Genomic DNA, 12018 nt, shown 5'->3' on the forward strand with positions numbered 1-12018 from the left:
GGTCAGGTCGGACCCATCACCAACCACCCCAGGTAGAACCACAGGACTCCGCGCCCAGGTGCGGCGGCGGGTCACCGAATCACCGCAAGACGAACCCTGCCCGGTCACCGATGGCTGACTGGAGACGTCGCGACAGCTCGGGGCCCCGGCTGAACGACCAGCGCTGCTAATGTCGTGTCACTTCGAAAACGTTCGTCTTTGTCAGCGCGGCCGGTGAGTGCGTGATGCCCCCGGCAGCTCCCCGCTGTCCTGGAGACGACCTCATGCCCTTCCGTATTCCCCGTCCAATTTCCCCCACCTTCACCCGCTTGCTCGGCGCCCAAGGGCTTTCCCAGCTGGGTGTCGGATTCCACCTGGCCGCGTTCCCACTGTTGGTGAGCACGTTGACCACCGATCCCCTGGTGGTGGCGACCACGGCACTGGCCTCGGTGGTCCCGGGCATCGTGCTGGCCCTACCCGTCGGGGCCTGGGTCGACCGGGCGCACCGCGGCCGACTGATGGTCGGCAGCGACCTGAGCTGCGCTGCGGTGCTGCTGGCGCTGACCGTCCTGGTGCTCACCAGACACATCCACCTGTGGATGCTGATCAGCGCCGCCGTCCTGCTCGGCTGCGCCGAGTTCGTTTTCGGCGTCAGCACCTACGCCCTGCTACCGAACCTGGTCACCCCCGATGAGTTACCCCGCGCGAACAGCCTGCTCTCCGTGGTGGGTCAAACCGGAGCCGGCATTGTGGGGCCGGCGTTGGGCGCAATCAGCTTCGGGCTGGCCAAATATTTGCCGTTCGCCGTGAATACGGCAACCTACCTGGGCTCAGCAGCCACCATCGCGACGTTCGTCGCCGGCTCCGACACCCGCGCCCAGCCGCCGATCGGACTGCGCCGAACCGGTCGACGCGAACTGCTCGCAGGCCTCACCTACCTCAAAAGTCACCGCCCGATCCGAGCCCTGGTTGTACTGCCCGCCGTTGCCGGCTTCTTCGGCTGGATGCCCGAAGCCACCTTCGTCCTGTTCGTCCGCGACCATCTCGGCATCGACGCCGCGGGATTCGGGGTGCTCTTGGGCGCCACCACCATCGGCGCCGTCGTGGGTGGGCTACTCACCGGCCCTCTGGCGAAAAAGGTGGGCACCGTCCGGACGTTGTGTGTCACCTACATCCTGTACGGCCTGCTGCTGATCCCGGTCGGGGTGGTGCGCAACCCGGTCGTTCTGGGTGTGCTGTTCTTCGTCCAAGGGCTACCTTTGATCGCCTGCAACGCGACGGTCCGTTCACTCCAGCAGCAGATGATTCCCAACGACCTCCTCGGCCGGGTCGGGGCGGTGAATCGGCTCGCCTACAGTGCCATCACACCCCTGGGCCTGGCCGCTGGAGGGTTCATCGCGACGTGGCTTGGCTACCCCGCGGTCTGGATCATCGCCGGCTGCGGTTTCCTGGCCGCATTTGTCTTCAACCTGCCCGCCATCCGCTCCCTGAACACCACCGAAGGTGACTCACGTGGCGCGGCAGTAGCCGGCGATGTGTGAGCCCCCGACACCAGTCAGCGGTCGTTCGCCCCGACTTCTGGGATAATTTCTTGGTGGGCGGAGATCTGGACTCGATCGTCGCGCGTATCGCGGCCGTTGAGGGAACTCGCGGCCGCCCGCTGGTCGCTATCGACGGAATCGGCGCGAGCGGCAAAAGTTTGTTCGCAGCCCAGATCGCCGCGCGCATTCAAGAACGGCCAGTCGTCGTGCTCCACGTAGACAACTTCTTCAACCCATCAGCAATCCGGCATGCCCGCGGCCGACAATCCCCCGACGGGTTTTGGCTCGACGCCTACAACTACGACGCACTGACCCACTGGGCTCTGAGGCCCGTGCAAGAGACGGGTGCCTACTGCGGAGGATCGCTGGATCACGCTCGTGACCGGACCGTCCGACCTCCGCAGTGCGAAGCGCCTGAACGGGCCGTTGTCCTGGTCGAAGGAACATTCCTGCACCGTGATGAGCTGTGGCGATTCTGGGACTACTCGGTGTTCCTGGATGTGCCGTTTGACGTCGCGGCCCAACGGATCGCCGACCGCGACGAACTCAACGGCACCCATTCCGCGGAATCCCTACCCCGCTACATCGGCGCACAGCAGCTCTACTTCCGGGAGGCCAGGCCGAGGGAACGTGCGTCCCTCGTCGTGGACAACGCGGACTTCAACCAGCCGCGAGTCATCGAAACCGCACGATCTGATACCGCACGCTGACGGATCCTCACCGCACCCGAGGTCGAACCGGAGTATTTAACGGGTAGTCCGCAAGACGATCGGCTACCGGCGCAGCGTTCGGTGGCTCCGGGAATGACGCTCCCACCGAGCCTCGGTCAATGGTTGAAAAGTCTCAGTCCGGTCCGGGTCAGCTCGATGCGATGCTCGCGGCAGGCCGCAGAGACGTCGCCGGATCGGGTGGATCCGCCGGGCTCGACGATGTGACGGACGCCGACCGCGGCCGCGTGGCCGATGCTGTCCCGGAACGGGAGGAACCCATCGGAGACCAGCGTGACCTGATCGAGCCGATCAATCCACTCCGCGCGGACCTGCCCATCCAGGTCGGGGTCGACACCGGGGAACAGCACAGCGAACTCGTCCCGCTGAGTCCTGGTCAACTCGCCCTCGGCCATCCTGATCTGCCAGTTCAGGTGCTCCTGCCGGCGCATCCCAGCCGGTTGAGGCAGATCCCGGATGTGCGGCTGACGCCGAAGCCACCACGTCCGGGCCTTCCCCGCGGCCAGCCGCACACAGTCCACCCGGTTCTGCTGGCCCGCACCGATACCGATCGCCGCCCCGTCCTTGACCAGGACCACAGAGTTGGACTGGGTGTGCCGCGCGGTGACCAGACCCAGCAACGCGTCCCGGACCGCATCGGCCGCCAAATCGCTGCCGCCCAACAGGTCCGCGGTAATCGGGACGTCATCACGGCGCTGCTCCAACACCAGACCGTGGCAGTCACGGCGCTCCCACGGCGGCGCCACAAAACCGGGGTCCGCTTCCAGCACCAGGAAAGCGCCCGCCTTCTTGCCGGCCAGAGTTGCGGCGACACCCGGCTCGTACCCCGGTGCGATCACCCCATCGGAAATGACCCTGGCCAGCACGTCGGCCAACTCCCGGTCCACCGGATGCGACAGCGCGATCATGTCGCCGAAGCTGGACTTCGGGTCGGCATCCCGTGCCCGGACCTACGCCGACGTCGCAGCGCCCGCCACCACATCGACACCCCAGATCGCGGCCGCAGCAGCATCGAGGATGCCGGCGGTCGCCGCCCCGGCCGGGGAGACGTGTTTGAACGAGGCGGCCACGACCTCGCCGGTCGCCGCCGCCGCCTCGCGGACGAGCTGCCAGGAAGTCAGCGCATCCAACACCTTGATGTACGACGGGTCGCCCGATACCACCTGAAATGGTTGTGGGCCCTGACCGTCGATAATGCGGGCCGGCTGGTGCGGATTGATGCCATAACGCAAATCCACGAGATCACTCCTCAGCGAAGACACTGAGGAGCACCCAGGCGGACGACACTCCAAGAACAGCGCTCCCCGGTGGTCACCCCACCCTCGCCAGTCGCGCTGTTCAGCCTATCGCTGAGCCGAGCGTCAGATGTTGATGACCGAGCATCGATCCCCACGGGCGCGCTGGGGCCCGTCCGATGGGCAAGGTTCGTTGCGGCCCGCCGATGTCACACTTGTCAGGTGCTTTTCCCACCAGAGCTTCGAGTGCTCGACGCTGCGATCCGGCAGGCGCAGGCGTTGGCCGGCGACCCCGACCACACAGTCGCGGCAGCGGCGATGGACACCACGGGCCGCATCCACACCGCGGTGAACAACTACCACTTCACCGGCGGACCCTGCGCCGAACTGGTGGTCCTGGGAGTCGCGGCGGCGGCGAACGCCGGGCCCCTTACCACCATGGTCGCGGTCGGCGACGGCGGGCGAGGCGTGCTTGCCCCCTGCGGGCGCTGCCGACAGGTGCTGCTGGAGCAGCATCCGGGATGCCATGTCATCGTCCCGACACCCGACTCGCTGGAACTGGTCAACGTTCGTCACCTGCTGCCCTACGCCTATGAGAGCCCTGATTCGAACCCTGGCCGTTTCATCCGGTTCAACCCCCGCTACTACGACAGCATCCGACACGGCCGAAAGACCGCGACCACCCGCCTGGACGACCCGTGCCGGATCGGTCCGGCCTGGCTCGTATTCGAGTTCGACGACCAGTACCGAAGGCTCCCCGGCGTCGTGGAGGTCATCCACACCAAGCGGTTCGAGGAGCTCACCGATGAGGACGCGCGACTTGAAGGCGGTCAGGTCGCTGAGGATCTCAAAACCGACCTGAGAATGCACTACCCGCACATCAGTGACGCCGACACCGTCGACATCGTGCATTTCAAAGTCGAACGCCCCTAAGCCCGGATTCACCGACCCGGGTCCTGCCTCTCCTTGTGCGCAGGCCTCGACAAGGGCTGCACGAACCCCACCCGCTGGACACGTCGGGTGCGCAGCGAAATCTGCCTGGCCCTGGTGTGTTACGAGATGCTGAGCGGGTGGAACCGATCCTGCACCTGGCCGCCGCCGACCTCGTCATCGAACGGCCCGCCGGGAGCGCTGAAGATGTGCACTTCCCGCAGGCGCTCGCCCGGGCGGTCATCGACAGCTACTCACTACCGGGCGAGACGGTGCTGGACCCGTTCGCCGGCTGGGGAACGTCCCTGGTCGTCGCCGAAAAGCTCGGCCGCCGCGCCGTCGGCATCGAACTGGTCCCGGAACGGGTCGCCGCCATCAACCGGCGGGTCAGTGCAGCCGCAGTCATCCACCAGGCCGACGCCCGGGACCTGGACACCCTCCGCCTCGGCCAGATCGATCTCTGTTTCACCTCACCGCCGTACATGACCGCCACCGACCACCCGCAGAACCCTCTCACCGCCTATTCGACGATGGACGGCGACTACGACACCTACCTCGCCGAACTGACCGGCGTGTTCCTGGCCGCGGCGTACCACCTACGGGTAGGCGGGTTCCTGGTGATCAACGCCGCCAACATACGCACCGGTGAGGTGGTCACCCCACTGGCCTGGGACATCACTCACGCCCTGACGCCACATCTGGCTTTTCGAGGTGAGACGTACCTGGCCTGGGACCGGCCGCCGCCGACGTTCAGCGGCGACTACTGCCTGACCTTCCAGAAGTCCTGACCGAGCAGGGCACGTCGGCAAATGCACTGGCGGAGCGGGACGGTGTTCGGCGACGATCGGTCGATGAGCGATTCAGCGGACGCGGACCTGGGTGTCGACACCGAACCGTTCCGGCACAAGCCCGAACTCCACGGCGACGCCGTCATCCTTCACCTGTTCACCGAAAACGACATCGCAGCAATGGGTCCCATCCTGGCCGACCCTGACGTTCTACGTCTCACCGGCTCGGTGCACACCAGCGCCGAAGCCCTGAACGCACCCTCAGAGCTCGACGAGTCCACGCTCGCCTGGTATCGCGGTCTGGCCGCACGCCCCGACCGGCTGGATCTCGCGATCATCGACCGCGCCTCTGGCCGCTGCGTCGGCGAGGTGGTCCTCAACGAACTGGACGCCGCCAACGGCTCCTGCAACTTGCGGATCCTCATCGGACCGCAGGGCCGCGACCGCGGGCTCGGCACCGAAACGGTGCAACTGATCACCGATCACGCCTTCGGCACCACCGGCCTCTGGCGCATCGGCCTGCAGGTCTACTCGTTCAACCCCAGAGCCCGGCGGGTGTACGAGCGGGCGGGATTCCGAGCGGAAGGAACTCTGCGAGGAGCACTGCGGTTCGACGACACCCACCTCGACGCGATCCCGATGTCGCTGCTACGCACCGACTGGAACGAAAAGCTGGGCGGCACATAGGGTATGACCGGCGGACACACCTCACGGCCGGCGCGACTGTCCTCCTCGTGCCTTGTCTTGTCTGCGGCCTCGCTCACCGCTGCACTGACATTCAGCGTTGCTGCAGCCAGTCGATGCGGCCTCCGTGGGGTGCGGTGCGGGCCAACGGCTTCCCGTCCAGAGCGAGCACCAGTTGCCCGGAGTCTGCGCCCTGGTGTGGAAGCTGGTCACGGATCGCGGGGAAGACGCCGAGTCCTTCCTGCGATATCCATCGGATCGGCAACTGTCGCACCAGGTCGGCGAATACGGCTCGCCGCGGGGCGTCGAGATAGGCCAATACCGCGGTGTGGAAGGCGACGACGGTACTACCCGGTGTGGCCCGGCTCACCGCTCCGGGCAGCTCGGCGATGAGGTCACCGGTCATCATCTCGGCCGGCGACCCGGCGGCCAGGTCAAGTGCGGCAGTCAACCGGCTGCGGCGCGGGTCCTCCCCCGGCCAGATCAGCGCCTGGAGCCAGGCGCGATCGTCCGCATCGCTGGGATCAAGGGGATTCAGGTCGATGCCGACCCGCTTGACGATCTGCGGCATCTCGGTGGGCATCGGGAACGGGCCGGTGGTCGTGCTCTGCAGCAGGACCGAGCTCCGCGGACCGAACCGCCTGCCGTCGTAGCTGTAGCTGTATCGGTCTGGGTACAGGCAGAGCCCAGCCGAGGCGCCCACCTCGATCAGGGTAATCGGACCCGGAATGAGGGCCAGCAGCGGCAGAATCGCTGCGCACCTCGCCGGTTCGTTGGTCTGCGTCGCCCGGGCCATCATCGTGGCCGCGACCTGATCCCAGTCGTCGATGATCCAGCTGCGCAGCTGGAGGTAGGTGTCCGCTGCGCCATGCCGGTATTGCACCGCGGCCAGCAGCAGATTGGGTTGCGCCTTGGCGGGGGGCAGGGTGGCCAACAGTTGCAGGACGGCCGGGTCGTCGGCGATCGACCGGGCGAAGATCTCATAGTTCACCGACAGGCCGGCCGCCTCGGCGCTGAAAAGCTGGTGGCGCGCTGCGATGTCGGTGATGGACTGCTCGTCGGCCATGGTCTCTCCTGGAAATCCGCGTGATGTTGTCGTGCAGCGTGCGGTGGCCGCCCTTCCCGCTGCAACGTTGACCCGATCAACGCATCGGGCCAGGGGACAATCAGTCGATGTCCTCGCCCACCGGTCGGCTGACCACCGACGCTGTCGCCGCACGGCTGGGCGTGGACCGCAAAACCGTCTACGCCTACGTCTCGCGTGGACTACTCACCCCGCATCGGCAGGGGCGACACAGCATCTTCGACCCGGCGCAGGTGGCCGGCCTGATGACCCGCGGTGTCAAAAGCCGCCGACCGCAGACCTCCACCGACGTGGTGCACACCCGCATCACCCGCATCGGCCACGATGACCTGTCCTACCGGGGTGTCAGCGCGACGGCCCTGGCCCGGCAGGAAACGTTCGAGTGCACCGCGACGTGGCTGTGGGAGGCAGCGCTGGACCGCGATGAGCATCTTCGCGGCGACACGGAATCCCTGGTGGCCGTCCAGCGATTAACCCGCCTATTGCCGCCGGCAACGTCGCCGCATCAGCGGGCCGCAGTCGGGGTGTCCATCGCCTCCTCGATGCATCCGGGTGGTGTCGATGCCCGGAGCGCGGAGGAGGTACTCACACTTGCCCCGACGATCGTGCGGGCCGTGGCCCTCGCCGCATCAGCGACGTCCAGCCTGCCCGCCGTGGACGGCGTCGGAGAAATGCCGTTGGCGCAGATACTGGGTCGCACCCGGGCAGGATCGCCGGTGGGCCCGGACGGATGCCGGATCATCGACAGCGCGCTGACCCTGTTGGCCGACCACGACCTGGCCGCGGCCACCCTGGGCGTGCGGATCGCGGCCTCGACGATGGCGCCCGTCGGGTCCGCGGTGATGGCCGGGCTGGCGGTGTTCGACGGTCCGCTGCACGGCAGCGCCGGACGTGCCGCCCTGGCGCTGCTGGATGATGCCCGCACCATCGGAGCCGATACAGCCATCCACGGCCGAATCGCAGCGGGCTCCGCGGTGCCCGGGTTCGGTCACTTCCTGTACGACCGTGACCCCCGAGCCCATTTCCTGCTCACCGACCTGCGGGACTGGGGCACCCCGGAGGACGGCACCTCCGAAGTCGTTGCGGCGCTGCTCGAGTCGGCGGCTCTGGCCGGTTTGCCCGCTCCGAATGTCGACCTGGCCCTGGCTGCGCTGACCCGCCTGCTGGACCTACCGGACAACACGCCGCAAGTGCTGCACGCCGTGGCCCGAACGGCCGGCTGGATCGCCCACTACCTCGAAGAAACGCAGGAACGAGGACTGCGGTTTCGGCCAACATCGGTCTACTTAGGCCCGCCCGAAACTCACCCGCGGCCGGAGCCATCCGGCCGCCCACCAGCAGACGCATCGACCAGGGCGCCGGGTGAAGGTGCGCGCGGATAGCGTTCACCGCGTCGTCATGCTCGGCGGCAGGCAGGTCCTCAGTGTCGGGAACGAGCATGCCGGGGCCGCCGGTCAAGGGGCCGCCGGCCCGATGTGGAGCCAGGTTGAAATGCAGGTGCGCGATTCGTTCGCAGAACACGTTGACGTAGATCAGCTCTGCCCCGGTGGACACCTTCAAGGCGCCGGTGACGGTGGCAAGAACCTGACCCAGGGTGGCGGCCTCCTTCCCGTCGAGCTGGGTGATGTCAGGAATGTGGCGCAGCGGTTCCAGGTGCGCGAACCCGGCGATCGGACATCACAGCCAATCTCCACAGTTGGTCTCGCCACACCTCGATCCGCCCCAGGACCTGGTCGGCCTAGGCCGGTCGGCACAACAGGCAGTCGGGCATCCCACGATGATGCCGCAATCGGGGCCTTGACGTGATGGCTCGGTTCGGCCGGTTCGGAGGGTCCAGCGAGCCGCGGTTCGTCTTACCGCGAACAACCCTTTGCTCCAGAGTCGTGGCGCGCCACGCTGGCGGGGTGCAACCCGACTTCGGTGGAACAACAGCGCAGCTCTACGCCAAATACCGGCGCGACCTTCCCGCCCTCCAAGCGGCAGCACTGGCGCAGGAGATCGGACTCCGGCCCGACGATATCGTCATCGATCTCGGCTGCGGCACCGGTCAACTGGCCGTACCGCTCCAGCCGTACTGCGCCGCAGTGATCGGCACCGACCCGGAACCAGCGATGCTCACCGAACTCAGCGCGCGGTCCTGCCCTGCACCAGCCCAGTCAAAAGCTGGATCAGTCGGCTTGGTTGGGACCAGTTCTCGCGCCGAGCAGAAGAGTTCGAAGCGCTTGCGGTGAGCGAACGATGTGTACGTCCGCACCGACGGCGTGCTCGTAGACCGCGCGCAGGACGGCGGGACGCGAACGATAGCGCCAACCGAGCAGCCACCACCAGAAGTCCCATCTCTCCCGTGAGCGCCGCACTGCACGCCAGGCGCAGCGCACCAACGAGAAGTCAAGGATCAGGACGGTGTCAGCTCGGGCGAGCCGAGTAGCCGGTGCGTCGTAGGGCCCAAGGTCCCCATCCATGATCCAGAGAGGTGCCGCCGCCAGCACCTGCTGTCTGCGCACCCAAACGTCCACGGAAAGGGGTACGAGATCCGACTCCCAGAAATGCTTGTCGAGCTCGACCACCGGAAGCCCGGTAATCTTTCCCAGCTCCACTGCGGCGGTCGACCTGCCCGCACCACCGCGACCCAAGACGACGACGCGTTCCACGCTGGTAAGAATCCCCCGAGAGGGATCGAGATCAACCGCTTCCGTGCGCCTGATGGACGATCCCGCTGCGGTGATAACGCGCCAGCCGGGACCGGCGTCGGATCCTGGCTTCGACGGGCAGATGCGGATGGGTCAGACTTCGGGTAGAGCTGCCTGACCCCTGCGGGCGCGGACGTGAAGCCGCAAGACTCGATGTGAACGATGTCAAGTGCGGTTCGAAGTCGACATGCAGGTATTCGCACCCGGCTTCGCGGGCCGCGTCCCGAGCTGAAGCCACCAGCTGCGTTCCGATCCCGCGCCGGCCTGCGGTCGCTGACACCATCGTGTCCTGGAGCCACGCGTGCACGAGGCCGTCCCACACGACGTTGACAAACCCGACGAGCTCGTCACCGTCTCTGGCCACGACCCAGCCAAGGCTGTGGCTTACCACCAGTGCGTTCCAATCCCATTCGTCATTGGTGAAGATCCTGGTCCCAAACGCCTGTGCATGCAGTGCGTTGATCTCGTCGTTGGGGAATGCACCACGCCACAGGTAGGTCGTCATGTCAGTGTCCACGGTTTTCTGGCCTGAAAGACGAGCGCCGGCGACTGGTCTGAAACGGGTTCGCCACGCCATCCCCCGCGCACCTGGATGTCGCCGAAACCGGCTCGTTCGAGGTCTGCGGTGATCGCCTCGGCGGTGCGGAAGAACAGGACGCTGGTGTAGATGGATTCGCGTCCATCCTGGAACACATTGTGCGCATCGAACACCACGCGCCCGCCGTCAGCCTCGGTAACCTCAAGCCACTCGCGGAGGTGGCCGGATGGGATTTCGCGCTCTGTGTAGGTTTCGGACCGGTTCCAATGCGCCCAAGCCCGGGCTGCGGGGTTGCGACTTTCGAAGCTGATGCCTCCGCCGGGTCTCAAGGCTCCGGCCAGTGACCTCAGCACCGACGGATAGGACTCCGGGCTCAGGTGCATCATGGTGTTTCCGCTACTGACCACCAGGTCCACATCACCGGCACCTTCGATCGCGGTGGCGTCACCGTCGATCCAGGTAATGGCTTCTGCCCCGGGTTGACGTCGCGCGTAGCCCAACATGGTCGCGCTGGGATCGACGCCGATGACCACCCGCCCGGGTGTTGCCAGGGCTCGAGTCAGGAGCCCGGTGCCGCACCCGAAGTCGAGGATCTTGGTGGCCCGGACCGTGTTGGCGAGGGTGAGGTAGTACTCGTGGTCGTCGCGGGTCGCATTGTCGCTGTCGTACAGCTCGACCAGCTGCTCATCGCGGTACGAGTCCTCATCCATGCCCGCAGGCTACGAACGCCGCCTGATGAAGGCAACTGTTTTCGGACAACGCATCGGCAGGCGCCCCAACAGCCGAACGGTGACTGGATGTCGATGACACCATGTCGATGACCACACGCCAGGTCCGATCAGCATTCGCCGTACCGCGACAACCGGCGCTCTGCCCGCCGATACCGTCAGTGCGCCCAACGCGGGCGAAATGGTCGGCCGGAGGTGCAGCACGAGCGGCGCGCTCCCCCGCCAGCGGCTGACGCAACTCTGGGAGGGCAGATCCGGCGGGGTCACCACCAGGACCGAGCACCGGACGACCGACGCTGGGAGCCACCACGACCTCGGAGAAGGCAACGTCGGCGCTCCGGTGACCCCCCGGCCCCTCCGTCACGTGACGTTCGGGCTGCTGAGGCCTCCGATGGCCCCGGATCACGTGTCTGACGCTCCACGCTTGCATAGCAGATAATGTTTGATTATTTGCCAAGCAGCCAGAGTTGCTGAGTACCCATCAACGGCCTTCTGGGACGACCGAAACCCGTTCAGGAAGTCTCGGGCGGGGCGACCTTGTCGAGGAGTTCGGCGAGAAGGGCGCGTTCACTGTCGTCCAACTGGGCGAACAGCTGCTCGCCGGCCTCGGCCCTGGCCTGACTCATCTCGCGCTGGACGTCCTTGCCCCGGTCGGTCAGCGTGACCAGGATGGATCGCCGGTTGTCCGGATCGATCGCTCGCAGGACCAGGCCGGTCTGCTCGAGCGCGTCGACCAGACTCGTGGCCGAGCGCGGCACGATGCCCATCCGCGCGGCCAACTCGCCCATCCGCCACGGCGCATCACCCCGGGACACCAGCCTGAGCATCCGCTCCTGCGCCGGCGTGAGCCCCAGGGGCGCAAGTGTTTTCATCGACGAGCGCCGGAGGCGGTGGGCCGACCTCATCAGCCGTTCCACCAGTTCGGCGTTGCTGACACCCGTCGCTGCCTCCTCTGCCACTGCCTGTCCTTCCTCTTTCGTGATTCCTGGATGACATCCAAGTCGAACCGCGGGAACATCCGCGCGACCCACCCCGTTGACCCTGTGATTCACTTATTGTGAGTCTACCTCAGTATGAGCTACACTCACCACAT

Annotated in this window: 11 protein-coding genes, 1 pseudogene and 1 riboswitch; of the genes and pseudogenes, 7 read left to right on the top strand and 5 right to left on the bottom strand. The window is 66.5% G+C overall.

The features are described from left to right. Window positions 1-263: 263 nt before the first annotated feature. Together ABIB25_RS25010 and ABIB25_RS25015 are read left to right on the top strand one after the other, a co-directional pair. A complete protein-coding gene (locus ABIB25_RS25010) occupies window positions 264-1520 on the top strand; it encodes an MFS transporter (RefSeq protein ID WP_354531251.1) in 1257 nt (418 codons plus the stop codon). Beyond that, window positions 1517-2230: a nucleoside/nucleotide kinase family protein gene (locus ABIB25_RS25015; RefSeq protein WP_354531252.1), complete on the top strand. Its 714-nt coding sequence runs from the start codon at window positions 1517-1519 to the stop codon at window positions 2228-2230. Before ABIB25_RS25010 ends, ABIB25_RS25015 begins: the two co-directional genes overlap by 4 nt. A 116-nt stretch (window positions 2231-2346) precedes the next feature. Here ABIB25_RS25015 and ABIB25_RS25020 read toward each other — a convergent pair. Beyond that, window positions 2347-3510 (bottom strand): annotated as a pseudogene (locus ABIB25_RS25020) (5-aminoimidazole-4-carboxamide ribonucleotide transformylase). A gap of 1 nt (window position 3511) precedes the next feature. Continuing rightward, window positions 3512-3591: riboswitch (ZMP/ZTP riboswitch) on the bottom strand. 114 nt (window positions 3592-3705) lie between these two features. On the opposite strand from ABIB25_RS25020, the gene ABIB25_RS25025 reads away from it, so the two are divergent. The 3 genes from ABIB25_RS25025 (at window position 3706) to ABIB25_RS25035 (ending at window position 5888) form a co-directional block, all read left to right on the top strand. Next, complete coding sequence (locus ABIB25_RS25025) at window positions 3706-4416, top strand: ASCH domain-containing protein (RefSeq protein WP_354531253.1); 711 nt, start codon at window positions 3706-3708, stop codon at window positions 4414-4416. Between the two features lie 137 nt (window positions 4417-4553). Further along, window positions 4554-5201, top strand: a complete 648-nt coding sequence (locus tag ABIB25_RS25030) for a DNA methyltransferase (RefSeq protein ID WP_354531254.1) — start codon at window positions 4554-4556, stop codon at window positions 5199-5201. Window positions 5202-5264: 63 nt separating this feature from the next. Next, complete coding sequence (locus ABIB25_RS25035) at window positions 5265-5888, top strand: GNAT family N-acetyltransferase (RefSeq protein WP_354531255.1); 624 nt, start codon at window positions 5265-5267, stop codon at window positions 5886-5888. A gap of 91 nt (window positions 5889-5979) precedes the next feature. Here the strand turns inward: ABIB25_RS25035 and ABIB25_RS25040 are convergent, their stop codons facing one another. Further along, window positions 5980-6951 carry a DUF2332 domain-containing protein gene (locus tag ABIB25_RS25040; protein ID WP_354531256.1) on the bottom strand — a complete coding sequence of 324 codons (972 nt, stop codon included), beginning with the start codon at window positions 6949-6951 and terminating at the stop codon, window positions 5980-5982. A 107-nt stretch (window positions 6952-7058) separates the two neighbouring features. On the opposite strand from ABIB25_RS25040, the gene ABIB25_RS25045 reads away from it, so the two are divergent. Then, window positions 7059-8351: a citrate synthase gene (locus tag ABIB25_RS25045; RefSeq protein ID WP_354531257.1), complete on the top strand. Its 1293-nt coding sequence runs from the start codon at window positions 7059-7061 to the stop codon at window positions 8349-8351. Window positions 8352-8873: 522 nt separating this feature from the next. After that, a complete protein-coding gene (locus ABIB25_RS25050) occupies window positions 8874-9200 on the top strand; it encodes a class I SAM-dependent methyltransferase (protein WP_354531258.1) in 327 nt (108 codons plus the stop codon). 451 nt (window positions 9201-9651) lie between these two features. Here the strand turns inward: ABIB25_RS25050 and ABIB25_RS25055 are convergent, their stop codons facing one another. The 3 genes from ABIB25_RS25055 to ABIB25_RS25065 all read right to left on the bottom strand — a co-directional run bounded on the left by ABIB25_RS25055 (window position 9652) and on the right by ABIB25_RS25065 (window position 11884). After that, on the bottom strand, window positions 9652-10164 hold the full coding sequence (locus ABIB25_RS25055; protein ID WP_354531259.1) for a GNAT family N-acetyltransferase: 513 nt from the start codon (window positions 10162-10164) through the stop codon (window positions 9652-9654). Next, window positions 10161-10907 carry a class I SAM-dependent methyltransferase gene (locus tag ABIB25_RS25060; RefSeq protein WP_354531260.1) on the bottom strand — a complete coding sequence of 249 codons (747 nt, stop codon included), beginning with the start codon at window positions 10905-10907 and terminating at the stop codon, window positions 10161-10163. Before ABIB25_RS25060 ends, ABIB25_RS25055 begins: the two co-directional genes overlap by 4 nt. Window positions 10908-11437: 530 nt before the next feature. Beyond that, complete coding sequence (locus ABIB25_RS25065; protein WP_354531261.1) at window positions 11438-11884, bottom strand: MarR family winged helix-turn-helix transcriptional regulator; 447 nt, start codon at window positions 11882-11884, stop codon at window positions 11438-11440. Between the last annotated feature and the right edge of the window lie 134 nt (window positions 11885-12018).

The organism is Nakamurella sp. UYEF19 (assembly GCF_040546275.1).
Taxonomy (GTDB): domain Bacteria; phylum Actinomycetota; class Actinomycetes; order Mycobacteriales; family Nakamurellaceae; genus Nakamurella.